The organism is Oceanobacillus sp. FSL K6-0251, from assembly GCF_038004725.1.
GTDB classification, from domain to species: Bacteria; Bacillota; Bacilli; order Bacillales; family Amphibacillaceae; genus Oceanobacillus; species Oceanobacillus oncorhynchi.
Window position 1 is genome coordinate 3,613,636 of sequence record NZ_JBBORS010000001.1, and the last position, 23,453, is coordinate 3,637,088.

The 23,453-nt window shown below is 40.2% G+C and carries 23 protein-coding genes and 1 tRNA gene; 6 read left to right on the plus strand and 18 right to left on the minus strand.

What is annotated here, in order from left to right:
* Nucleotides 1–2: 2 nt before the first annotated feature.
* Together MKY45_RS18050 and MKY45_RS18055 are read left to right on the plus strand one after the other, a co-directional pair.
* Complete coding sequence (locus tag MKY45_RS18050) at nucleotides 3–1,376, plus strand: YjiH family protein (protein ID WP_341173217.1); 1,374 nt, start codon at nucleotides 3–5, stop codon at nucleotides 1,374–1,376.
* Nucleotides 1,377–1,408: 32 nt separating this feature from the next.
* Nucleotides 1,409–2,767, plus strand: coding sequence for an FAD-binding oxidoreductase (locus MKY45_RS18055; RefSeq protein WP_289584403.1), 1,359 nt, complete (start codon nucleotides 1,409–1,411; stop codon nucleotides 2,765–2,767).
* A gap of 109 nt (nucleotides 2,768–2,876) precedes the next feature.
* Here the strand turns inward: MKY45_RS18055 and MKY45_RS18060 are convergent, their stop codons facing one another.
* The 10 genes from MKY45_RS18060 to MKY45_RS18105 all read right to left on the minus strand — a co-directional run bounded on the left by MKY45_RS18060 (nucleotide 2,877) and on the right by MKY45_RS18105 (nucleotide 13,893).
* A complete protein-coding gene (locus tag MKY45_RS18060; protein WP_341173218.1) occupies nucleotides 2,877–3,380 on the minus strand; it encodes a hypothetical protein in 504 nt (167 codons plus the stop codon).
* Between the two features lie 166 nt (nucleotides 3,381–3,546).
* On the minus strand, nucleotides 3,547–4,836 hold the full coding sequence (gene eno / locus MKY45_RS18065; RefSeq protein WP_042530417.1) for a phosphopyruvate hydratase: 1,290 nt from the start codon (nucleotides 4,834–4,836) through the stop codon (nucleotides 3,547–3,549).
* A gap of 29 nt (nucleotides 4,837–4,865) precedes the next feature.
* Nucleotides 4,866–6,404, minus strand: coding sequence for a 2,3-bisphosphoglycerate-independent phosphoglycerate mutase (gene gpmI, locus MKY45_RS18070; RefSeq protein ID WP_042530415.1), 1,539 nt, complete (start codon nucleotides 6,402–6,404; stop codon nucleotides 4,866–4,868).
* Nucleotides 6,401–7,156, minus strand: a complete 756-nt coding sequence (gene tpiA / locus MKY45_RS18075; protein ID WP_042530413.1) for a triose-phosphate isomerase — start codon at nucleotides 7,154–7,156, stop codon at nucleotides 6,401–6,403. The genes gpmI and tpiA overlap by 4 nt, the downstream gene beginning before the upstream one ends.
* Nucleotides 7,157–7,183: 27 nt before the next feature.
* Nucleotides 7,184–8,365 carry a phosphoglycerate kinase gene (locus MKY45_RS18080; protein WP_193063371.1) on the minus strand — a complete coding sequence of 394 codons (1,182 nt, stop codon included), beginning with the start codon at nucleotides 8,363–8,365 and terminating at the stop codon, nucleotides 7,184–7,186.
* Between the two features lie 175 nt (nucleotides 8,366–8,540).
* Entirely contained in the window at nucleotides 8,541–9,548 is a 1,008-nt protein-coding gene (gene gap, locus MKY45_RS18085) for a type I glyceraldehyde-3-phosphate dehydrogenase (RefSeq protein ID WP_042530410.1), read from the minus strand.
* Nucleotides 9,549–9,596: 48 nt separating this feature from the next.
* Nucleotides 9,597–10,616: a sugar-binding transcriptional regulator gene (locus MKY45_RS18090; RefSeq protein ID WP_042530408.1), complete on the minus strand. Its 1,020-nt coding sequence runs from the start codon at nucleotides 10,614–10,616 to the stop codon at nucleotides 9,597–9,599.
* 798 nt (nucleotides 10,617–11,414) lie between these two features.
* Nucleotides 11,415–11,642 (minus strand): glutaredoxin family protein, encoded by a 228-nt coding sequence (locus tag MKY45_RS18095; protein WP_052484923.1) that lies wholly within the window; start codon nucleotides 11,640–11,642, stop codon nucleotides 11,415–11,417.
* Nucleotides 11,635–12,930, minus strand: coding sequence for an RNA polymerase factor sigma-54 (rpoN, locus tag MKY45_RS18100; RefSeq protein WP_042530404.1), 1,296 nt, complete (start codon nucleotides 12,928–12,930; stop codon nucleotides 11,635–11,637). Before rpoN ends, MKY45_RS18095 begins: the two co-directional genes overlap by 8 nt.
* A gap of 78 nt (nucleotides 12,931–13,008) precedes the next feature.
* Complete coding sequence (locus MKY45_RS18105) at nucleotides 13,009–13,893, minus strand: fumarylacetoacetate hydrolase family protein (RefSeq protein ID WP_042530402.1); 885 nt, start codon at nucleotides 13,891–13,893, stop codon at nucleotides 13,009–13,011.
* Nucleotides 13,894–14,034: 141 nt separating this feature from the next.
* Here MKY45_RS18105 and MKY45_RS18110 point away from each other — a divergent pair, with 141 nt between their 5' ends.
* The 3 genes from MKY45_RS18110 to MKY45_RS18120 all read left to right on the plus strand — a co-directional run bounded on the left by MKY45_RS18110 (nucleotide 14,035) and on the right by MKY45_RS18120 (nucleotide 15,612).
* Nucleotides 14,035–14,538 carry a FixH family protein gene (locus MKY45_RS18110; protein ID WP_042530400.1) on the plus strand — a complete coding sequence of 168 codons (504 nt, stop codon included), beginning with the start codon at nucleotides 14,035–14,037 and terminating at the stop codon, nucleotides 14,536–14,538.
* A gap of 107 nt (nucleotides 14,539–14,645) precedes the next feature.
* Nucleotides 14,646–15,041 carry an RNase H family protein gene (locus MKY45_RS18115; protein WP_341173219.1) on the plus strand — a complete coding sequence of 132 codons (396 nt, stop codon included), beginning with the start codon at nucleotides 14,646–14,648 and terminating at the stop codon, nucleotides 15,039–15,041.
* A gap of 28 nt (nucleotides 15,042–15,069) precedes the next feature.
* Nucleotides 15,070–15,612 (plus strand): shikimate kinase, encoded by a 543-nt coding sequence (locus MKY45_RS18120; RefSeq protein WP_042530395.1) that lies wholly within the window; start codon nucleotides 15,070–15,072, stop codon nucleotides 15,610–15,612.
* A 76-nt stretch (nucleotides 15,613–15,688) separates the two neighbouring features.
* Here MKY45_RS18120 and clpP read toward each other — a convergent pair whose 3' ends face one another.
* Nucleotides 15,689–16,273 (minus strand): ATP-dependent Clp endopeptidase proteolytic subunit ClpP, encoded by a 585-nt coding sequence (gene clpP / locus MKY45_RS18125; RefSeq protein WP_040978891.1) that lies wholly within the window; start codon nucleotides 16,271–16,273, stop codon nucleotides 15,689–15,691.
* 270 nt (nucleotides 16,274–16,543) lie between these two features.
* On the opposite strand from clpP, the gene MKY45_RS18130 reads away from it, so the two are divergent.
* A tRNA-Arg gene (locus MKY45_RS18130) sits at nucleotides 16,544–16,619 on the plus strand.
* Nucleotides 16,620–16,792: 173 nt separating this feature from the next.
* Here MKY45_RS18130 and MKY45_RS18135 read toward each other — a convergent pair.
* The 7 genes from MKY45_RS18135 to MKY45_RS18165 all read right to left on the minus strand — a co-directional run bounded on the left by MKY45_RS18135 (nucleotide 16,793) and on the right by MKY45_RS18165 (nucleotide 23,349).
* A complete protein-coding gene (locus tag MKY45_RS18135; protein ID WP_052484915.1) occupies nucleotides 16,793–17,095 on the minus strand; it encodes a leucocin A/sakacin P family class II bacteriocin in 303 nt (100 codons plus the stop codon).
* A 408-nt stretch (nucleotides 17,096–17,503) separates the two neighbouring features.
* Nucleotides 17,504–17,761, minus strand: coding sequence for an HPr family phosphocarrier protein (locus MKY45_RS18140; RefSeq protein ID WP_042530267.1), 258 nt, complete (start codon nucleotides 17,759–17,761; stop codon nucleotides 17,504–17,506).
* Nucleotides 17,762–17,888: 127 nt separating this feature from the next.
* Nucleotides 17,889–18,839 (minus strand): DNA-binding protein WhiA, encoded by a 951-nt coding sequence (gene whiA, locus MKY45_RS18145; RefSeq protein WP_042530265.1) that lies wholly within the window; start codon nucleotides 18,837–18,839, stop codon nucleotides 17,889–17,891.
* 137 nt (nucleotides 18,840–18,976) lie between these two features.
* The gene (locus tag MKY45_RS18150) at nucleotides 18,977–19,927 is read right to left on the minus strand and encodes a gluconeogenesis factor YvcK family protein (protein WP_042530263.1); all 951 of its coding nucleotides are present in this window, start codon (nucleotides 19,925–19,927) and stop codon (nucleotides 18,977–18,979) included.
* A complete protein-coding gene (gene rapZ / locus MKY45_RS18155; protein WP_084612854.1) occupies nucleotides 19,924–20,811 on the minus strand; it encodes an RNase adapter RapZ in 888 nt (295 codons plus the stop codon). Before rapZ ends, MKY45_RS18150 begins: the two co-directional genes overlap by 4 nt.
* Before the next feature lie 523 nt (nucleotides 20,812–21,334).
* Nucleotides 21,335–22,267, minus strand: a complete 933-nt coding sequence (gene trxB, locus MKY45_RS18160) for a thioredoxin-disulfide reductase (RefSeq protein ID WP_042530261.1) — start codon at nucleotides 22,265–22,267, stop codon at nucleotides 21,335–21,337.
* Between the two features lie 83 nt (nucleotides 22,268–22,350).
* Complete coding sequence (locus MKY45_RS18165; RefSeq protein ID WP_042530259.1) at nucleotides 22,351–23,349, minus strand: tetratricopeptide repeat protein; 999 nt, start codon at nucleotides 23,347–23,349, stop codon at nucleotides 22,351–22,353.
* Between the last annotated feature and the right edge of the window lie 104 nt (nucleotides 23,350–23,453).

Here is a 23,453-nt window from a genome sequence, read left to right on the forward strand (position 1 = left end):
CATTGAACCATAATAGTGAACAAACAGAAGAGCATACCGTGTCCGAAAAACATTCCAAAAAAGATTTCCTGAAATTTTTGCTGCCCTCCTTATTTGGTATTTTTATATTTCTTTTTCCCATCGTCGATGGAGATACGTTTAATATACCGCTGGGCATTATAACTGAATTTCTTATTGAACAGCTGGAGAACCTCCTGCCTGGTATCATTACATTTACAATGGTTATTTCTACTGTTCTTACGCTCATTGCAATGCTGCTAAAGCCAGCATTTATCGTAAATTCAGAGTTTCTTTCATCCTTATTTAATGTATCTTTTTTCTGGATGGTTGTCCGAGTGCTCGGAACTATTTTCGCTGTGATGACATTCTTCGGAGCCGGGATTACATTTATCCATTCCGAAATTACCGGGCAAGTGATGTTCGGATTATTGACAACCTTGATTGTCTGGTTTTTTGTAGCCTCCTATCTCTTGCCTTATCTCATTAATTTTGGGGCGATGGAATTTGTAGGGACATTACTTCGGAAAGTCATTAAACCATTATTTACACTGCCGGGCCGTTCTGCCATTGATTTATTGGCGTCATGGGTCGGAAATGTCAATGTTGGAGTTGTTCTTACAAGAGAGCAATATCAGGATGGATTTTATACAGGACGTGAAGCAGCAGCAATTACAACCTGCTTCTCAACCGTCTCTCTGCCATTCTGTCTCGTCATCGCGAATATGCTGAATGTTGGACATATGTTTCCTGTCTTTTATTTAACGATTGTCATTGCAGGAGTCGTAAGTGCCATCATTATTCCGAGAATTCCGCCTGTTTCCAGAATTCCGGATACGTATTATAAAGAAAGTCATTTCCAAGAAGAAATTCCAGCAAACACTTCCCCGCTTAAATGGGGAGTTGATCAGGCTGTCAGAAGAGCAAAAAAAGCAGGCACGTTAACAGATCAATTAAAGCAGGGCTCTGAAATATTTCTGGGAATTATTTTCGTTTTATTGCCGCAAGTCATGGCGATTGGAACCATAGCTCTTATTATTGCTGAATTCACACCTGTTTTCCATTGGATTTCCCAGCCGATGATTCCGCTTTTATATCTATTGCAGATTCCTGAAGCGGCAGCTGCTGCACCAGCATCCATTATTGGCTTTATTGATATGTTTTTACCAGCTGTGCTGGCCTCTGGAATTGAAGCCGAGATAACACGATTTGTGATTGGTGCTTTATCGTTAGTTCAAATCATTTATTTAACAGAGATGGGCACCCTGTTGCTGATTTCAAAAATACCGGTTAAATTATGGCACTTACTCGTTATTTTTATTGAACGTACCCTTATGTCATTACCGATTATTGCTTTAATCGCACATATGATTTATTAATTTTTAGTGAACAACTGGCAGGTGGATAGATTTTGTTATATGTTGAAAAACTTTACGAACAATTAGGCAGGGAAAAAGTAACGCAGCAGGAATCCGAATTAAAAAAGCACAGCAAGGATGAATCGATTCATGAAGCAGTGACCCCGGATGTGGTATGTTTTCCGGAATCAAAGAAAGATATACAAATGATCCTTCGTATCGCTTCCAAATATCAGATAGCTGTGACCGCCTATGGGGCAGGCTCCGGTTTGGAAGGACAGGCTATTCCTGTACAAAAAGGAATCAGTCTCGATTTTCGAAACATGAATCAGATTTTGGACTTTTCTCCAGAGGATATGCGTATTACCGTACAGCCGGGATTGATGAAAAGTGAATTGAATCAGTTTGTCCGTCAGCAAGGATTATTTTTTGCAGGAGGTCCTGATTACGATGCAACCATCGGCGGCATGGCAGCTACAAATGCGAGCGGAACCAGAGCTGTACGATACGGGGTAATGAGAGATCAATTACTGGATTTAGAGGTGGTACTGGCTGATGGAATGACCTTTCATACCGGAACAAAAGCAAAAAAATCCTCTTCCGGGTATCATTTAACCAGCCTTTTTGCCGGCTCAGAAGGCACATTGGGGATTATTACAGAAATCACCTTAAAACTCTATGGCATCCCGGAATATTCAACCGTAGCAAGATGTACCTTTGAAACACCGGAGCTATGTGCGATTGCAGCGCAAACCATACAATTAAAAGGCATCCCGGTTATGCGGATGGAATTGATAGATTCTGTCAGCATCGGTATCATCAATGAGCAATGCGGACTTGATTTCCCTGTAAACCATTCTTTATTTTTAGAGTTTGCCGGGCCAAAAAATACGGTTGCGGAAGAGGTAAAGCTCGCTTCCGAAATCATGCATGAGCTTGGCTGCGAGGACTGGGCAGCAGCAAGTGATCCGATCGAGAAAGAGAAGCTTTGGGAAGCGCGGGTAAAATTAGCTGTTTCCTTTCAACATTTAAAAGAATTAAAGGAAATTGGCGGAGATGTATGTGTTCCTATTTCTCAGCTCCCAAAGCTTGTTTCTTTCACCCGTCACAGCATGGATACAAGTGGATTAAAAGGAGCAATCTGGGGGCATATTGGAGATGGTAATTTCCATACCAGCATTATGTTTAATCCAAATGCAGATGGAGAACAAGCATTGGCAGAGCAAACCAATGATGCCATTGTCAAGCTGGCCATTGAATCAGGCGGAACCTGTACTGGTGAACATGGAGTTGGTCTTGGCAAGAAGAAATTTCAGGAAGCGGAGCACGGCACCGCTTTAGAAATGATGCGGCGCACGAAGCAGCTTTATGACCCTAAAGGGATTTTAAATCCAGGAAAGATTTTTTCTTAAACATAAACCTTTTTACCGTAAATGACTAAAATAAGGCAGTTATTCTTTTGAACCCTTTTAGAGAATAGCTGCTTTTATTCGTGATAACCGTGCTGATTCCTATAAGTTTTTAGTGTTCAAATAACGATATTACGTTTCTGTATAATGCATTTTTATCATCTAAAACCTCATAAGGAACGCCTTCATTGTCAATCACATAGCCTTTTCCTACTGTATAGGATAAACTGTCCCCATTTCTTAATTCTACCTCTATCAGATAATCGTTTTCTTTGTCATCTTTCACCCTATCTACACTATTTATCTGATATATCCTGTAATCGCTATTAATATATTTGCTTATTTGCTCAGACCCTTCCATCACAAATCTTCTCTCATCCTCTGGAGGGATATAATCCGATAGATTATTAAAATCTTCTGGTATTTCACCAGTCATTTCAATCTCTATTTTTTCAATGTCATTTACGGTAGTTCCCGCGTTATCCTCAACCACCTTATCGAAGGTAGTCGGTAAAGAAAAAGATAAATTAAATATCCACATAATGACTGTTACAACGATTGCCAGTAATAAGATAATATCAAATAACTTATTTAACCTGGACTTGGGCTCACGCAAGTTATACCTCCTTTGTTTTCAAATTTTAAATAAATTTATTTATACGAAACGCTAACTTCATACCCTTGCTACTCTATGTATACCCGAATTTTCAACACAATAAAAACCCCCTGCCTACAATGAATTTATCATCGTAAACAGAGGGTTCTGCATGTAAACTGATTTATTATTTATCAGCCAAGTTATAGAAAGAAGTCAATCCGCCATACTCGCCCATGCCAGCTAGTTCATCTTCAATGCGAAGTAACTGGTTGTATTTTGCTACGCGGTCTGTACGGGATGGAGCTCCTGTTTTGATTTGACCGGCATTTGTTGCAACTGCGATATCAGCGATGGTTGTATCTTCTGTTTCACCAGAGCGGTGAGAGATAACAGCTGTGTAGCCAGCGCGTTTCGCCATTTCGATTGCTTCAAATGTTTCCGTAAGTGTACCGATTTGGTTCACTTTAACAAGGATTGAGTTGCCGATGCCTTGCTCGATACCTCTGGAAAGTTTAGCAGTGTTTGTAACAAATAGGTCGTCACCTACAAGCTGTACTTTATCACCAAGACGGTCTGTTAATACTTTGAAGCCGTCCCAGTCGTTTTCATCTAAACCATCTTCAATTGAGATGATTGGGTATTTTGAAATCATTTCTTCATACCAGTCAACCATTTCTTCCGAAGTACGTACCACGCCTTCTCCTTTAAGGTTGTATTTACCATCGTTGTAGATTTCAGAAGCAGCTACGTCCATTGCAAGTTTCACTTCTTCGCCTGGTTTGTAGCCGGCAGCTTCAATTGCTTCTACAATGGTTTGAAGTGCTTCTTCGTTGGAACCAAGGTTTGGAGCAAATCCGCCTTCGTCCCCAACAGCTGTATTGTAGCCTTTAGATCCTAATACTTTTTTCAATGCGTGGAAGATTTCAGCACCAGTGCGCAATGCTTCTTTGAAAGAATCAGCGCCTACAGGCATAATCATGAATTCTTGGATATCCACGTTGTTATCCGCATGCTCTCCACCGTTTAAGATGTTCATCATTGGTGTTGGAAGCGTTTTGGCATTGAATCCGCCAAGATAGTTGTATAAAGGCACTTCCAGGTGATTCGCTGCTGCACGAGCTGCTGCCATCGATACGCCCAGGATAGCATTTGCACCTAATTTCCCTTTATTTTCTGTACCATCTAAATCGATCATTAATGCATCAATGATGTTTTGACGTGTTGCATCTAAACCGATTAATTCAGGAGCGATGATTTCATTAACGTTTTCAACCGCTTTTTCAACGCCTTTTCCTAAATAACGATCTTTATCGCCATCGCGAAGTTCTACCGCTTCATATTCCCCTGTAGAAGCACCGCTTGGTACGATTGCAGAGCCAAAAGCTCCAGATTCTGTGAAAATTTCTACCTCAATAGTCGGGTTACCTCTTGAGTCTAATACTTCTCTTGCGTATACGTCAGTAATATATGGCATTATTTTCTCTCCTTTAATAACATTTATTTTTATTTTTTAATTAAGGATGAACCAGTCATTTCTTCCGGTTTCTCTACATCAAGTAAATCTAATAAGGTTGGTGCTAAATCGGCAAGAATACCGCCATCCCGCAATGTTACGTCATCTTTTGTCACGATAACAGGAACCGGGTTGGTTGTGTGAGCAGTCATCGGTTGATCTTCCAAGGTGATAACCTCATCAGAGTTCCCGTGGTCAGCGGTAATAATCGCATGTCCGCCTAACTCTGTAATTTTATCAACGATTTTACCCAGACATTCGTCTACTGCTTCAATCGCATCGATGGTTGGCTGCAGCATTCCGGAATGTCCAACCATATCCGGGTTTGCAAAGTTTAAAAGAATGGCGTTTTGGGTTCCAGCATCCAGTTCTTTTAATAAAGCATCTGTTACTTCATAAGCGCTCATTTCTGGCTGCAAATCATAGGTTGCTACTTTGGGCGAATCAATCAGAATCCGTTTTTCGCCTTCAAATTCTTTTTCACGTCCGCCGCTCATAAAGAAGGTAACATGCGGATATTTTTCTGTTTCGGCAATACGTAATTGGTTAAGCTTATTCTGTTCCAGAACCTCCCCAACGGTATTGTCGAGATTAACTGGTTTATATGCAACATGGCCATCTACCGTTTCACTGAAGTTGGTCATCATGACGAATTCAAGATTTTTCGGAGCGCTCTCGCCGCGGTCGAAATCTCGGAAATCCTCATTCGCAAACGTTCTGGAAACTTGAATTGCACGGTCAGGACGGAAATTGTAAAAGACAATCGCGTCTTCGTCCTGAATTGTTGCCACAGGCTTGTCATTTTCATCTGTAATCACAGACGGAATAACAAATTCATCATAGATTTCGTTCTTGTAGCTGTCTTCAACCACTTCTGCAGCACTATGATAAGAAGGTCCTTCGCCATAAACCATAGCATCATATGCTTTTTTCACACGATCCCAGCGCTTATCACGGTCCATGGAATAATAACGACCGGATACCGTTGCAATTTTACCTACGCCAAGCTCTTTCATTTTATCCTCTGTCTGCTGCAGATATTCACCGGCAGTTTGCGGACCAACATCACGTCCGTCTAAAAATGCATGTACATATACTTCTTCTAAATCATACTGTTTTGCCATTTTTAATAACGCAAACAGGTGGTTGATGTGGCTGTGTACACCGCCATCAGATAACAGACCGAAAAGATGCAATGCTTTGCCCTTTTCTTTCGCATGTTTTACAGCATTCACAAGCTCTTCTACCTCAAAAAAGTCGCCTTCTTCAATCGACAGATTCACACGTGTCAAGCTTTGATAAACAATGCGGCCTGCTCCAATATTTAAGTGACCCACTTCAGAATTACCCATTTGCCCCTCTGGCAGGCCAACAGCATTTCCAGACGCTGTCAACTGGTTATGGGCATAAGCATTCCAATAGCGATCAAAATTCGGTGTGTTTGCTTGCTTGACTGCATTTCCTTTTTCTTCATCGCGGATCGCAAAGCCATCCAGAATAATTAATGCAGCTAATTTATCTTGACTCATTTTGTACCTGCCTCCACTAATTGAACAAATGATTCAGGCTCTAAGCTTGCGCCGCCGACTAGTGCGCCGTCAATATCTGATTGAGAAAGCAACTCATCAATGTTCGCCGGCTTAACGCTTCCGCCGTATTGAATAACAACTTGATCAGCAATGTCTCCGGAAGTAACTTCTGCAATTACCTTACGTGTTTTTGCACAAACTTCATTGGCATCTTCACTGGAAGCTGTTTTCCCTGTTCCGATTGCCCAAATTGGTTCATAAGCAATAATCGTCTGTGTTACCTGTTCATCCGATAATCCTGCTAATGCTTTTTTCACCTGGCCGCCGACAACATTCATTGTTTCGTTTGCTTCGCGCTGTTCTAACGTTTCACCTACACAAACAATTGGAGTTAAGCCATGTGCAAAGGCAGCTTTTGTTTTTTGGTTAACAGATTCGTCTGTTTCTGCATAATACTCACGACGCTCGGAGTGTCCAATAACGACATGCGTTACACCGATATCTGTTAACATAACTGGGCTCACTTCCCCAGTAAAAGCACCTGATTCTTCAAAGTGCATGTTTTGAGCAGCAACTTTTACATTGGACCCTTTTGCTTTTTCAACAAGAGCAGGTAAATGTACGAAAGGTGCACAAACAATTGCTTCTGTATTCCCGCCTGGAGCTTTTGGAATCACAGCATCCATAAAATCAGTTGCTTCTGCTAATGTTTTATTCATTTTCCAGTTTCCCGCAATAACTACTTTCCGCATGCGCTCACCTCATCCATTCTAAATTTATTATTTATCGTTAAGTGCGTCTACTCCCGGCAGAACTTTTCCTTCCATAAATTCCAAGGAAGCTCCTCCGCCTGTAGATACATGATTCATTTCACTTGCCAGACCGAATTTTTCTACTGCTGCTGCAGAGTCTCCTCCGCCGATAACAGAGAATCCTTCTGTTTCTGCTACTGCATCAGCAACAGCTTTTGTACCGCCGGCAAATGCATTTAATTCAAATACACCCATTGGTCCATTCCAAATAACCAGTTTAGATTCTTTGATAATCGAAGCATATTCTTCGCGTGTTTGAATGCCGATATCCAACGCTTCCCAATCAGCAGGGATTTGATCAATACCTACATTTTTTGTATTTGCATCTTCTGAGAAATCATCAGCTACGACAACATCTGTCGGCAATACAAAGTTAACGCCTTTGTCTTTCGCTTTTTGCATGAATTCTTTTGCTAAATCCATTTTATCTTCTTCTAATAATGACTTCCCAATTTCATGGCCTAACGCTTTTACAAACGTATAAGCTAATCCGCCGCCAATAATCAAATTATCCACTTTATCAAGCAAGTTATCAATCACATTGATTTTATCTTTTACTTTTGCTCCGCCGATAATGGCTGTAAATGGCCGTGCCGGATCTTCCAATGCTTGTCCAAGAACTTCAATTTCTTTTTCCATTAATAGTCCTGCCGCGGCTGGAAGCTTTGTAGCAATACCTGTTGTGGAAGCATGTGCACGATGTGCCGCTCCGAATGCATCATTGACATATACGTCTGCCATTTTAGCGAAGGCATCAACAAGCTCTGGATCGTTCTTCTCTTCACCAGCTTCAAAACGAACATTTTCAATTAATAACACATCGCCATTGTTCAATTGGTCGATGGCTTTATTCACTTCTTCTCCGTAGACTTCATCCGTTTTAAGAACCTCTTTGTTTAAGAGTTCACTTAAACGTTTTGCTACCGGGTCTAAACGAAGTTCATCCACAGCAGTTCCTTTTGGACGCCCTAAATGGCTCGCTAAAATAAGTTTTGCTCCTTTATCCGTCAGCTCACGGATCGTTGGCAATGCAGCACGAATACGCGTATCGTCCGTAATTTCACCGTCTTTTAAAGGCACGTTAAAATCGACACGGCAAAATACGCGTTTCCCTTCTACTTGTAAATCAGCAATGGTTTTCTTGTTCAACGGAATCCCTCCTAGTTTGGTATATGCAACTCTTGTTATTATACCATTTTATCTTGCATTCCTGCTAATTCTACAAAAATGAATGTTCTAAAATGAAAATAGAGGAGGAATTGCTCCCTCCTCTATTTCATACCGTTCGGAGAGGCTTGCCTTACAACGAACGTCAATTATTATTTTACAGTCCTTTTTCAGCCATGAATACAGCTAAGTCTACACAACGGCTGGAGTAACCCATTTCGTTATCATACCAAGAAACAACTTTAACCAGGTTGCCTTCCATTACGATTGTAGATAGAGAATCGAAAATAGAAGAGTGGTTGTTTCCTACGATATCAGAAGAAACGATTGGATCTTCTGTATACTCAAGAATTCCTTTAAGCGGTCCTTGAGCAGCTTCTTTCATTGCATTGTTTACATCTTCAACAGTTACTTCTTTATCAAGCTCTGCAACTAAGTCAGTTAATGAACCATCTGGAGTTGGAACGCGTACTGCGTTACCATTTAATTTACCATTAAGTTCCGGTAATACTAAACCTACTGCTTTTGCAGCTCCAGTTGAAGTAGGGATGATGTTTTGAGCAGCTGCACGCGCACGACGATAGTCTTTATGCGGTAAATCAAGGATTTGCTGGTCATTTGTATAAGAGTGGATAGTAGTCATTAATCCACGTTTGATGCCAAAGTTATCATTTAATACTTTAGCGAATGGCGCTAAGCAGTTTGTTGTACAAGATGCGTTAGATACAACATGGTGCTGAGCTGGATCATATTTATCATCGTTAACACCCATAACGATTGTTAAGTCTTCACCTTTAGCTGGTGCAGAGATGATAACTTTTTTCGCTCCTGCTTTAATATGCTTTTCAGCAGCTTCTTTTTCTGTGAAGATACCAGTAGATTCGATAACGATTTCTACGCCAAGGTCTCCCCATCCAAGGTTTTCTGGATCACGTTCAGAAAGTACGTTGATTTCTTTTCCGTCAACAACAAGATTAGAACCATTTACACTGATTTCTTCTTCTAGTTTGCCGTGAACAGAATCATATTTCAATAAGTGTGCAAGCATGTTAGCATCTGTTAAGTCATTGATTGCCACGATTTCCACTTGGTCATTTTTTAAAGATTGACGAAATACGTTACGTCCAATTCTTCCAAAGCCGTTAATACCAACTTTTACAGTCATATTAAATTCCTCCTAAGAATTTCTTGTTTTTTTATTTATATAAAGAGGTTATCCTCTTAATATCTTTTCTGCAGCACCTTGATCGGTTATCAGCAAATTGCTCTTCCCTTGTTTAAAGTAAGAATGAATGGCATGTCCCTTTGATGAGCCTCCGGCAACCGTAATGATATGCTTGGATTCATCCATATCCTCCAGCTGCAGTCCCACTGTTTTTACTTTGTAAACGACGCGTCCATCTGCGTCAAAGTAATAACCAAACGCTTCTGAAACAGCATTTTCTGACTCCAATACATCAATTACTTTTTCGGAAGACCTTCTTCGTTCTGCCATGCGCAGCGCATCACCAACACCGTGTAAAACAATGTCAGCATTTTTTATGACAGCTAACGCATCAATCACATGTGGTTCCTGAATAATTAATTCATATGTGGAATCACTGATTGGATCTGGTACATAAAGCATTCTATACTGGCCATTTGACCTTCTTGCCATCTCTGAAACAATACGTGATGCTTGATTCTCCACCTTTTCGCCAATGCCGCCTCTTGCTGGAACAAATAATACATCCGTTCCCTCTGGCAATGGTTTCATTGCATCAGCTACTGCCGCTATGGTGCTTCCGCCTGTCACGGCAACGGTATTGTTTTTCTGCAGAGTAGATTGCAAATGCGTCACACATGCTTTTCCCATCTCTGCCTTGATTTGAGGGTTATGATCACTATCACCAGGCACTACAATCACATTATCAATAGACAAGGTGCGTTTTAACTGATCCTCCAGATTTTCTAACCGGGACATATCTCCAATCAAAGCAGCTAACTGATCTAGAACTACTTTTCCCTCATTGGTAATAAACATACCTTTGGAGGTCACTTCGACTAAACCTTGTTCATGCAGAAAATCAATCTCTCCGCGAACATGCCGCTCTGTTAAATTTGTACTTTCTGCTAATGCCCGTCTTCCAATCGGCTGATGTAAATGCACATGCTGTAATAACGTGTACCTTTCCTGCATCAAACTTACCAATTCAGGTACGATTTTTCTCTGTAGGGCCATGATGGATTCCATATTAACCATTCTCCTCCATACGGGATTGAAAACGTCCCATGTGGTTGTTTTATGTCCCGATTCATTTGTATTATAACATACCTCTTATCAAAAGCAAAGAAAAACTCTTGAAAATAAGGCTGTTTCGCACCCCTTTTGTCTAAAAAACAAGGAACCTGTCCTGCCGCCAGTTAAATGCGAAAAAGCATAGGAGTGTTTTCGTTATACTTTTGTGATGAAGAGCAATTATGTCCCGGGGTGTGGTTACCTCCTTACCAAAACATCTGCTAAATCTTATAGCATAAAAAGGCATACAGTTTACTATTCCCATTGCATATGAACTTAAACACAGAATCGAATGTTTACAAAATTTTAATGTTTATATGCGCTGAAACATTTCTTCCGGGTCAATAATGTCCCGAAATACATGATAAGCGTTTAACCATACACATTCTGTTCTTCCATCCAGACAGGGGTACTTCTATATAACTCAACATTCGCACCTAAGAATAAGCATATATATCTTGCTATTCCAGGGTGAGCATGTTCTCCATTACCATGCTTGCTTTTTGGTTAAATATCCGTCCATTTGGGAATTAGTGATGATGCATAGCTCCGCTCCGGCCAACCACTCTCGCTTTCCGACGCAGCGGCGCTTTACACTTCACCTTCTATATCTTTATCAAGGGTGTTAGCGAAGGAACAATCAACTCCTGTTTCTATGGAAATAAAGTTACTTTTTAATGTGTGAAAGTTGAGTATATAATAAAAAGGCATTCTCTAAAGCACTTACATTTGCTTTAGAGAATGCCTTTTCCTTTATTCAGCTAACAGTCTGCTGATATTTTCTATGCTGATATCATTTCCATATAATTCATTATTCTTATAAACGATGACAGGAATCATTAATTGATACGTTTCCAGTAAATCATCTGATTGATAAATATCTATTTCCTCGACAGGAATAGGAGCTGTGTTCAGTAAATCTAATAACCCCTTCGCTTCTTCACATAGCGGACAATTCGTTTTTGTATAAAATTTAATCATTATTTCTGCTCGTTCTCCTTTTGCGCTTGGAGGAAGAGGGAATACCCAGCTCTTCCCGGTATTTCATCACCGTTCTTCTTGCTACATGCACCTGATACAGCTCTTCCAGTTTCCTGCGGATTTTTTCATCAGAAAGCGGGCGGGTCTGGTCTTCCTCCGCAATTATTTGCTGTACATATTGCTTCGCAACCACACGGGCGACTCCTCCCCCTTTCCGGGATTCACGCTGCAATAAATATTTGACTCGGAGGATACCAAAACTTGTCTGCAGATATTTATTGCTGATGGTCCGGCTGATCGTTGAAACATGCAGATCCAATACATCCGCTATCTCCTGAAGGGTTAACGGTTTTAATGCCGTTATCCCTTCTTCAAAAAAGGATAATTGTTTATTGACAATAATATGCAAAACCTGCTCCAAGGTCTTCCCACGGTATTGGATCGCCTGCTCCAGCATCTCTATCTCCTTCTTCTTCTCCTTCAAAAAGTCTGCTCCCTCTTTCGGCATATCAGCCTGCAGGATATCATCCCGAAGCTGAATAGTAGGGCTTGACCAATTGAAAAAGGACAGCTGCCACTCTCCCTTTTCCTTCAACACTGCCGCTTCCGGAATAATATATTCTGTCTCTTCTTCCTCCAATAATTTACCCGGATTCGGATGACAAAGCTTCATATTCGAAATTAATCTGCCAGCTTCCTCTTCTGTAATCCCGTAGGCTTCAGCTAAAGCCTGGGCATCCTCCTCGGCTATCAGGACCAAATCATTTTCAAAAAGCTCCTCTAAAAAGGGATAATCACAATCCATTTCTTTTAATTGCAGCTGGATACACTCCTGTAAGCTCCGGGCTCCAATTCCCGGCGGCTCAAGGGATTGTAAATAGGATAGAGCCTGTTCTATTTCTTCCATGGATAACTGACAGCCGGAAGCCCACTCTTCCATAGTAATATCCAGATAGCCATTTTCATTTAAGGAATCAATTCCAAAAAGAACCGCCTTTTTTAAATTTTCCTCCGAAATAGAAAGCATGTACACATTCTCTTTTAATTGCTCGTACATATTTTTTTTCGAAGCATTCATATTTTCAAATGCGTTTGTCTCTCCATGAAATTGACTGAGCACCTGCTGATCAATGGGACGGATATCCTCAATCAAAGGATTCTCTTCAGCAATTCTTTGTACATGATCATATAATTCAATACCAGAGAGCTGCAGGATTTCAATGGATTGATGAAGCGATTGATTCATTTTCCAAGCTAATGCTTGCTTTAACACCAGACTCTGCTGCATGCTTTAACCTCCATGCATTTCAGTAGGAAATCATTTTTTTCGTATTGCTGCCGTTCCCTGTATTACCCTATACAGATATTATACTTTCTTCACCTGGTTTTCCATAGTTCCAATTCCTTCTACTTCTAACTTCACCCGGTCTCCTTCCTGAAGCAGGCCGGATGGCTCCATTGCTAAACCGACACCATGCGGCGTTCCGGTTAAAATAATATCTCCCGGCTCCAGCGTCATGATTTCAGAAATAAAATTTATAAGGAAAGGGATATCAAAAATAAGATGCGCTGTATTAGAAGACTGGCGCACCTCCCCATTTACATAGGAGCGGATAGCTAATTCATGCGGATTATCCACTTCCTCCTTTGTCACAACCCATGGCCCTACCGGCGTGGTATGATCCAGTGATTTCCCCTGCAGCCATTGCGGCGTCCGTTTTTGCAAATCACGTGCGGAGGTATCATTGGCAAGGGTATAGCCGGCAATATAATCAAAAGCATCTTCTTTTTTCACTTTAGAAGCTGTTTTTCCAATGACAATGGTTAATTCTGCTTCATAATCTAATTTTTCAGTTATTGAAGGATAATAAATATCATCCTCCGGCCCAATAATAGCATTATCAAATTTCGCAAATAAAACAGGAAAATCAGGTATATCTGATTTCATTTCATGAACATGCTCCTGATAGTTTTTTCCAACGCAAATAACCTTTCTCGCTTCTCCGAGCGGCATTCCCAATTGCACATCCTGAAGGGAAAGGTTTTCATATCTGCCCGTTTCTGGAAGTATTTTCTGCAACGCTTCTATGTATTCGGATGCATGTGCATAAAATTCACTAGGATTCGCAGGAAGTGATTTTCCTCCAAATTGCTGCGACAGGCTTTCCACATCTGCAATGGATTCCGCATCTGTTAAAACACCAACACGATAATTTTCATCTTTGTTTTTCCGATAAGCTACTAGTTTCATGTCTATTCCTCCCTTTCCCTCATTATAGTAGAGTTAGAGTTGGAAAGGAATAAATATGTCATAATTTATTCAACCTCTCCTTTGGCTGGTCATGCTATACTAGGTGTCGGGAGACAATAATAGAGAGGGGTATACATAATAATGAAGAAAAAAATATTTTTTATCCTCATCGTTCTGATGGCTGCTTTAGCTGCTTGCTCAAATAATGAAGCGGATACAGCAGAGGAAGATGACACGGATTCCATGGAACTGCCTGTTCTGGAAGTAGATTTCGATGTGCCGGAGCATGTTGAAGTCGGAGAAACCATTGATTTAACAGCTCATGTCACCTTTGACGACGAGCCTGTAGAAGATGCTCGTGAAGTGTTATTCGAGGTATGGACACAGGGGCATGCGGATGACAGTGTGGAAATCGAAGGCGTTCATCAAGAGGACGGCACCTATACAGCCAGCTTTACCTTTGAAGAAGAAGCAGTTTATGAAATGTATGCTCATACTACCGCAAGGGAGCTGCATGTCATGCCATTGAAAACGGTTATTGCCGGTGATGCAGAGCCATCGGAAGAAGAAGCCCATGATGAGATGGATCATGAGCACCATGAACACGGTCATGATGCAGACGAACATAATCAGGAAGAGGAATAATTTAGCATCATTTTTCAAGCCATTCCTGGCCCGCACGCATTCCTTTTTGATTTAAAATTCGTTATAATATGAATATAGAAAAGAACGATTTGGCGGGGGGATATGCTTTGATTCAGGTTTATACAGACGGCGCTACAAACGTGAATACAGAAAAAAGCGGAGCCGGCATTTATATAAAGGCTGGGGAAAAGAAGCTGGAATATACTGTCCCCTTACCTTATATGTCCAATCATGAAGCCGAGTTTCACGCTATCATAGAAGCATTAAAAATTTGTAAGATGAACTTCCCTGAAGAAATCTTATCTTTTCGAACTGACTCTAAAGTAGCCGCAGACGTGATTGATAAAGGACGAACCAAAAACAAACAATTTCTTCCTTTGCTTGAAATCATCCAGGCTGAAGCAGCAGACTTTCCATTCTTATTTATTAAATGGATACCGGAAAAAGAAAATAACAGAGCAGACCAATTGGCAAGAAAAGCAATCCATCAGCAATCATCGTAACGTGCTGGATGACGAGGGGGAATGTCATATGAGAGAAATACCATTAAAGGAACAAAGTATTGTACTAATTGGATTTATGGGTGTTGGAAAAACAACCATTGGTCAAGCTGTTGCCAAAAAACTGTATCGTGATTTTATTGATATCGATGAAGAAATTGAGCGCAGATTCGGAATGCCTCCGAAAGAGATTTTTGCGAAATATGGAGAAGCCGTCTTCCGTCAGCATGAAAAAGAAATTATTTCTGAAATATGCCATAAGAAATTAAAGGTTATCTCTTTAGGCGGCGGCGCTTTTCTTCAAAAAGAAGTACAGGATGTCTGTCTCGCAACCACTACAATATTCTTTCTCGACCTGTCTTGGGACAGCTGGAAGGATCGAATCAGCCTGCTGATTGACAGCCGCCCCGTTCTACAGGGGAAGAATATGGAGGAAATCAAACAGCTTTTTGATGATAGGCAGCCAATTTATGGACAGCATCACTCCCGTGTAGTGACAGATAATCAAGAAATTGAAGAAATTGCAGATTATATTGCCGATTCCTTAAAATTAGCATGGGAGCTTTACGCTTAAAAACAAGAAATTGCACGTAAAAAACAGGCTAAGGTCACCCTAGCCTGTTTTTTTCGATTTCATGATTTATTAATGTTTACGCTTTGCGCTCAAAGATATCATCTATGATGCCATATTCTTTAGACTGTTCTGCACTCATGAATTTATCACGCTCTGTATCACGTTCAATAACTTCTAAAGGCTGACCAGTATTTTCAGACATGATGCGGTTCATACGTTTTTTAATCTCGATAATTCGATTTGCATGAATCTCAATATCTGTTGCCTGTCCCTGCGTACCGCCTAAAGGCTGGTGAATCATAATCTCACTGTTTGGCAATGCAAAACGTTTGCCTTTCTCTCCGGCATTAAGCAGGAAAGCACCCATAGAAGCTGCCATACCGATGCAGATGGTAGATACATCTGACTTAATAAAGTTCATGGTATCAAAAATAGCCATACCAGCTGTGATAGAACCACCAGGAGAATTAATATATAAAGAGATATCTTTTCCTGGATCTTCTGCTTCTAAGAATAAAAGCTGTGCTACAATAGAGTTGGCTACATTGTCATCAATGCCGCTGCCAAGTAAAATAATCCGGTCTTTTAATAAGCGGGAGTAAATATCATATGCGCGTTCACCACGATTTGTTTGTTCAATAACTGTAGGTACTAAATTCATTTAAAAATCCTCCTTAAGTTGCCAACGTTAATGGCTGATGATTTTTTCTATACTTTATATGATAGCTCATTGGTCAATGAAGGTCAAACAAAAAGTTTCACCAAATTTCTACTTTAACCATCCTTCCCGATTTTATGTTTGTTAAACATGAACCATTTAAACTTATTGAAAGACGCATAAAATAATTTTTCATCTAAATTATATAAAAAGGACTTGTCTCAAAGGAACTTCCTATGTATAATTAAGATTGTGTTTTTAATTCAATGAGATGCGCCCATAGCTCAGCTGGATAGAGCACTGGTTTCCGGTACCAGGTTTGCCGGGGGTTCGAATCCCTCTGGGCGCGCTAGATAAAGTTAATAAAAAGACAAGGGATAAAGATGTTTGCTTCCCTTGTCTTTTTTTCTGTCTTCCAGAAGTTTGGTGCTATCTTTCCTCAAACACCGCCAGGCTTTTCCACTCGGTTGCGAATGAATACTCTATTTTCCTATATGTGATACCGTGATACCCCTTGCCTAATTAAAAAGAAGGACTGCCAGTTGTCGTACCTGACTCTGGCCGGTTAGAATCATTACTTGATTTATAGTTGGACTCAATAGCAGATTTAGCTTTAGCAGGCGCTGATGTCAGTCCCGTTGCCCAGCTTTCTATCGCTCTATCTGTTGATTGTTGAAATGTTTCGCTCCAGTTTACTGAACAAGTTTTTTCATCGCAATGAACACCATTTCCATAATCTGTCGAGGCTGCTTGAACTCCTGAGGTTGAAATAGCGGATAATCCTAACGTTAAGGCTGCTAACCCTAATTTCATTCTCTTTTTCATCACAGGCACTCCCTTTATATAATGATTTGTCTCTCAACCTAACATAACTTTTGCGAAGATTCAACAAGTTACCATGAAGAATGGAAAGCAAAATAGTCCGTCGCAGCGGCGCTTTACACTTCACCTTCTATTATTTAGATAGGGATTTATCCAAGATACGGTCAACTCCTGTTTCTATGGAAATGAAGTCACTTTTTAATAACAGAAAATTAAGTTTATTTATATTTGAAGCAGTCAAATTGTAATACTTATAGGTGCACCAGAAATTATATAATGCTATATAAATAAAAGCCCCCTTAAAATTGAGCAATGTAACTCGCCTTTAAGAAGGACTTTTTTAGCTGAGGTTTTACTATTTGGTGCTTTGTTTATCTGTTAAATAAAGCAAAGTTCGTTATACGGATAGCTTTAAACTTTTTCACGTACAAGGCTTGTTAAATATTCCAGCGCCTCTTCTTCATCTTCTCCTTCGATAATAAGCTTGATTTCTTCTCCTTTTGTCAGAGCCAGGCTCATTAATCCCATAATGCTTTTGGCATTAACCTTTTTATGATCATTCTCTAAAAATATGTGTGAATCAAATCGATTGGCCTCTTGTACAAAATAGGCAGCTGGCCTCGCTTGTAGTCCTGAATCTAATTCGATTTTCACTGTTTTCTCAACCAATAAATTCACTCTCCTGTCTTAAGTAAACGCCTCCATTTTTTTAGGAAGCAGAAAAAATTCTGCGTCTTTCTTTCGGCGATGTTCCATGATATTTACTGCATTATATCATATTCTTCGGATACTAGCATTAATTACCAAGCTGCAGTTCACCACGTTTGATTTTCTCTGCAAATTCATCAATTTTTTTCAAACGATGATTCACGCCTGATTTAGAAATCGTCCCGCTGGTAACAAGTTCCCCTAATTCTTTTAAGGAAACTTCTTCATATTGAATACGGAGCTTAGCTATTTCCTGTAATTTTTCCGGCAGCTGATCCAATCCAACTGTCCGTTCAATCAATTTAATGTTTTCAATTTGACGGAATGCTGCGCCGATGGTTTTATTTAAGTTCGCGGTTTCACAATTCACCAGTCTATTGACAGAATTACGCATATCACGGACAATGCGTACATCTTCAAATTTTAATAATGCTTGATGTGCTCCAATGACACTTAAAAACGTAGTAATTTTTTCGGCTTCTTTGATGTAGACGATATAACCATTTTTGCGCTCTAAGGTTCTTGCATGTAAATCATATGCATTAAACAATGTTTTTAATGCTTCTGCATGCTCCTCATAATAATTAAAAATCTCCAAATGATAGGAGGAGGTTTCCGGGTTATTCATTGACCCGCCAGCTAAAAACGCTCCGCGTAAATATGCTTTTCGGCAGCATTCTTTTCTTAAGTATTTCTCTGAAATGGTCCGGACAATCTGGTATTGATTTTCCATTAGATTCAAATCCTCTAATAAAGATTGAACACCATTTTTCATACGGACGATATATACATTATTTTTCTTCAGCTTCATTTTTTTACGGACAAGCAGCTCCACCGGCAACGTATAATTTTGTTTGATTAATGTGTAAATACGCCTTGCAATTGCTGCATTCTCTGTTTGAACATCCAGTACATAACCTTGCTTTGATATAGAAATAACGCCATTCATTCGAACTAATGCAGCTAGTTCAGCAAACTGACAGCAAGAATCCGATTGAATAGCGGTTAGTTCTTTCTTAATATCTGATGCGAAGGACATTGTATCACGCTCCTTCCCCTTTTCGAACACGCCTTGATACGTTTATTCAATGAAACTGTATTCAGCGGAATAATCCTGCATACTCCGCTGAATCTGACTTCCTTGTCTTTTTCATCGTACTTTTTGAACACTCACTACTATAAAAATTTATAAAGCATTTTAGCTATTTTATCATTATTATGACGGAGAGTTCCATCTTTATGCTTCACGACAATATTACCAGGAAAAACCTGGACATTCATCGCTTCTAAACGGGAACTATCTGCTACTACCGGAAACGCCTGCTCTTCTTTATAAATCTCCTGCGTTTCTGCATCGATTGGCTGATCATGAACAATCACATAATCAACACAATCATCGCCGACATGATCATGAATCGCTTGGACATGATCTGCTGCAGAATAATTCGTTGTTTCTCCATATTGTGTCATGATATTACAAACGTACACAATCTTTGCTTTTGTATTTAATAATGCTTCCTTCACTTCTGGAACAATTAAATTCGGCATAATTGAGGTATAAAGGCTCCCTGGAGAAATTACGATTAAATCTGCTTTTTGAATTGATTCCACAGCGTTAGGTAATGGCTGCAGCGGCTGCGGCTCTAGAAAGACCCGTTTAATCCGTTTGCCGGACAGAGGAATATTGGATTCCCCATGAATAATCTCTCCATCCTCCATAATCGCATGCAAAGACATGTTATCGTTTGAAATCGGATAGATATTTCCTTTTACATTAAGCACCCGGGAAATTTCTTTTATTCCTTGATTAAAATTACCAGTCATGGAAGTCATTGCTGCCAATAATAGATTACCTAATGAATGCCCTGTCAACCCGTTTCCCTGCTGAAACCGATGTTGAAAAAGCTCTAAAAGCATCGGCTCTGCATCAGACAGAGCTGCAATCACATTCCGGATATCTCCTGGTGCCGGCATTTCCATCTCGGAACGAATTCTTCCTGTACTTCCCCCGTCATCTGCTACCGTCACAACAGCAGTCAGATCTACGGGCAAATCCTTCAACCCGCGAAGCAAAACCGGCATTCCTGTCCCTCCGCCAATCGCTGTTATTTTCGGGATATCGCTCATGAGGTTTTGGCCTTTCTCTTTTCAATATCTCTGTGGCTGACATGGGTAATATAATCATCGCTGAATTGCTTGGAGAAGTATTCGGCTAAAGCAACAGAACGGTGCTGTCCGCCCGTACAGCCAATGGCAATAACTAACTGTGACTTCCCCTCTTTTTTATACTGCGGGAGCATAAAACGGAATAAATCATTTAATTTCTCTACAAACAATTTCGTATCTGACCATTTAAACACATAGGAATTTACTTCCTGATTTAGTCCGGTCAATGGCTGCAGTGCAGATACATAATGCGGATTCGGCAGAAAACGTACATCGAAAACTAAATCCGCATCAATTGGAATGCCATATTTAAACCCAAAGGATACAAAATGAGTGGAAAATACTTCTTGTTTTTCTTCCTTGTACAATTGAAGAATCTTTTCACGCAAATCTCTCGGCTTGAGTTTTGACGTATCAATAATCCGCTGGGAACGGCCGCGCAGCTCATCGATAATAATTCGCTCTTGATGGATGCCGTTTAAAGGAAGTCCGCCGACAGCTAATGGATGAGAGCGTCTGGTTTCTTTATATCTTGTCACCAGCGTTTCATCCTCCGCATCTAAAAACAGGATATGGCTTTGAATCCATGGTGTATGGCTGATTGCATCCAATGCCTTGTATAAGGAATCAAAAAATTCTCTTCCCCGCAGGTCCATGACGAGCGCCACTTTTTGAATGGTGTTCGAAGCATCCTTCATTAATTCTAGAAATTTGGGAAGAAGCGCAGGAGGTAAATTATCTACACAATAATAACCTAAATCTTCAAAGCTTTGCACTGCAACTGTTTTTCCGGCTCCTGACATCCCCGTAATAATAACGAGCTTTGTTTCTTTTTCCTGATTCACTAAACTCTCCCCTTTCAGTCCTCTTCCAACACACAATTGCTTTTTACAGGTATAGGTACTGCAGCCCCAAAGAAGTTATCTGAGGTTTTAGCAGCCCGCCCCTTGTTATCGTGCTTCTTACATCTTAGTTCAATTATATTAGAAAACCTGACATTCGCCAAGCCTTTGAGTGAATGCCTTCGTTTGGGCTGCGAACACCGGTACGAAGATATCCCTTCTCTTATATAGCTGACCTGTGAAACTTCGCCGCAGCTGAGACACTCTCCCTTTTTCCATTTAAACAAAAAAATGGACAGGTGAGTCACCTGTCCCAAAACTAATCTATCTATTAAAAGGGGGTCAATTAGTTAACTCTATAATACCCTTTCATTGTTTCATGCGTGTTACAGCAACGTTAAGATGCAGTTACCATAGATTAATTTTTTTATACAAATCCTAACCAAAGATGGATATGATTTGTATTTTCGACAATTTCCAATAACTATCGTATTATGCATCTCCTAAAATACGACAATTTTGCTAATTAATCTTCTAATGTTTCTACATATTTAATTGCTGTTTCCGCTGCGATACTTCCATCGCCTGTAGCTGTAACAATTTGTCTGAGGTCTTTTGCACGGATATCTCCAGCTGCAAAAATACCAGGTATTTTCGTTTCCATATTTTCAGATGTAGGAATATATCCTTCTTCATCCGTAATCCCTAAATCCGTAAATGGATCATTTAAAGGAAGCATACCGACATAAACAAATACACCGCTTGTTGGGAAGTCATATACTTCATCCGTTTTTACATTTTTTAATGAAATGCTGCTGACTTTTCCCTCTGGACCGTTAATTTTTTCAGCTATCGTATCCCAAATAAATTCAATTTTATCGTTGTTAAATGCGCGATCCTGAAGAATGCGCTGTGCCCGCAATTCATCACGGCGGTGTACAATGGTTACTTTGCTTGCGAATCTTGTCAGATACACGCCTTCTTCTACTGCAGAGTCTCCCCCGCCGACAACAACCAGTTCTTTCTCTTTAAAGAAAGCACCGTCACAAACGGCACAATAAGACACACCGCGTCCGCCAAGCTCTTCTTCGCCCGGAATCCCGAGTTTCTTATATTGTGCTCCAGTTGCAATAATCAAAGCTTTAGTATGATAAACTTTTTTTCCTGCATAAATGGTTTTATATTTGCCATGATCTTCAATCGACTTAATATCACCGTATGCATATTCTGCGCCAAACTTTTTAGCATGATCGAACATTTTATTCGACAAGTCCGGTCCTAAAATATGGTCAAATCCAGGATAGTTCTCTACATCTTCTGTATTTGCCACCTGGCCTCCCGGAATTCCGCGTTCCAGCATCAGTGTATCTAAATTTGCCCGTGAAGCATACACAGCAGCTGTCATCCCTGCTGGTCCAGCTCCGGCAATAATCACATCATATATTCTCTCTTCGGACATTCAATCCCGCCCCTTTATCCTTATAATATTCTTATTCCACCGTATAGTGTAATGAAATTAAGATTTAACGTCTATCTTTTTGCTCATTTTTTTATCGCCCAAGGCCCTTCTTCTTCTGACAGCTTGGGATGCCGCTTCAAACCCTCTTCCCATAAACGCAATGCCTTGCTTGGGTTCCCCGATTGATAAGCTGTGATGCTATACCATTTATAATAGGATGCTCTTCTTTTAGCTTGCTCCCCAGAAATATTTTGATACCGTTCATAAGCTAAACCATAATTTGCTGTTTTCGCAAAGACTTCCGCAATCCGCAGCTTTTGTTCTTCATGCATCGGATAAATATTGTTTATAATGTCGATATGCGTCTGATAATCTGCCTCTCCCGTTTCATAATAAAACAGGGCTAAATTCAAATGGCTGTGCAAATTGTTGGGATAGTCCACGAGCATATCTTCTTCAATATGCATCGCCTGTTCTTTTCTTCCTGTATAGAATAAGGCCTGGGCATAATCATGGACAGCCAGCTTCTGCTCCGGAAAGTTTTCCATGAGCTCCTCAATAAACGGAATTGCTTTTTCCCATTCATCATGCTCCATATGATAAAATGCAGTCTCCTGCAGGACAATCAGTTCATCCTCATCCTCCAGAGAAAAATTTTCTTCCTCTTCATCCTCTATTTCAATGAAGTCAAGAAGCTGCGCAGCATCATTACTGAAGTCGCCTTCTGGTTTTTTATCTAAATACATCTGCGCATACTTTTTGGCATCTTGAAGCAATCCAAGATGCGCATAGTTGTTGGCAGCTAAATAATAACAATCAATATACTCTCCAGTCTGCAGCACTTCTGTCAGCAGCTGATTGGCTTTATGATAAGCACCGGTTTCTGTATAAATAATGGATAACTGACATTTATATAAAGGAAAATGAGGCTTGTCCTCAATTGCTTTTTGAATCCATTTAATCGCAATATCAAACTTCCTTTTCTTAAATGCTTCGACACCCTTTGTATAGTAAAAGTCGCCTTCAGGAATAAATGGGGTTACGTTATTTGCAGTTGTCTTCTTATTTTTCCTTCTTAGCATGAATCAATCCCCCGTTCTTAAAGACAGTCGAGAAAAGTATACCATAGAATATAGCAGATTCCCATAAAAAATAAGACGCACGATCTGGCGTGCATCTTATTTTT

Excerpts from the sequence above, each read along its gene's own strand:
- eno (WP_042530417.1), bottom strand. The coding sequence starts at position 4,836 with ATGCCATATATTACTGACGTATACGCAAGAGAAGTATTAGACTCAAGA.
- gpmI (WP_042530415.1), bottom strand. The coding sequence starts at position 6,404 with ATGAGTCAAGATAAATTAGCTGCATTAATTATTCTGGATGGCTTTGCG.
- tpiA (WP_042530413.1), bottom strand. The coding sequence starts at position 7,156 with ATGCGGAAAGTAGTTATTGCGGGAAACTGGAAAATGAATAAAACATTA.
- gap (WP_042530410.1), bottom strand. The coding sequence starts at position 9,548 with ATGACTGTAAAAGTTGGTATTAACGGCTTTGGAAGAATTGGACGTAAC.
- MKY45_RS18090 (WP_042530408.1), bottom strand. The coding sequence starts at position 10,616 with ATGGAATCCATCATGGCCCTACAGAGAAAAATCGTACCTGAATTGGTA.
- MKY45_RS18095 (WP_052484923.1), bottom strand. The coding sequence starts at position 11,642 with ATGATTAAATTTTATACAAAAACGAATTGTCCGCTATGTGAAGAAGCG.
- rpoN (WP_042530404.1), bottom strand. The coding sequence starts at position 12,930 with ATGCAGCAGAGTCTGGTGTTAAAGCAAGCATTAGCTTGGAAAATGAAT.
- MKY45_RS18105 (WP_042530402.1), bottom strand. The coding sequence starts at position 13,893 with ATGAAACTAGTAGCTTATCGGAAAAACAAAGATGAAAATTATCGTGTT.
- MKY45_RS18110 (WP_042530400.1), top strand. The coding sequence starts at position 14,035 with ATGAAGAAAAAAATATTTTTTATCCTCATCGTTCTGATGGCTGCTTTA.
- MKY45_RS18120 (WP_042530395.1), top strand. The coding sequence starts at position 15,070 with ATGAGAGAAATACCATTAAAGGAACAAAGTATTGTACTAATTGGATTT.
- clpP (WP_040978891.1), bottom strand. The coding sequence starts at position 16,273 with ATGAATTTAGTACCTACAGTTATTGAACAAACAAATCGTGGTGAACGC.
- MKY45_RS18135 (WP_052484915.1), bottom strand. The coding sequence starts at position 17,095 with ATGAAAAAGAGAATGAAATTAGGGTTAGCAGCCTTAACGTTAGGATTA.
- whiA (WP_042530265.1), bottom strand. The coding sequence starts at position 18,839 with ATGTCCTTCGCATCAGATATTAAGAAAGAACTAACCGCTATTCAATCG.
- MKY45_RS18150 (WP_042530263.1), bottom strand. The coding sequence starts at position 19,927 with ATGAGCGATATCCCGAAAATAACAGCGATTGGCGGAGGGACAGGAATG.
- trxB (WP_042530261.1), bottom strand. The coding sequence starts at position 22,267 with ATGTCCGAAGAGAGAATATATGATGTGATTATTGCCGGAGCTGGACCA.
- MKY45_RS18165 (WP_042530259.1), bottom strand. The coding sequence starts at position 23,349 with ATGCTAAGAAGGAAAAATAAGAAGACAACTGCAAATAACGTAACCCCA.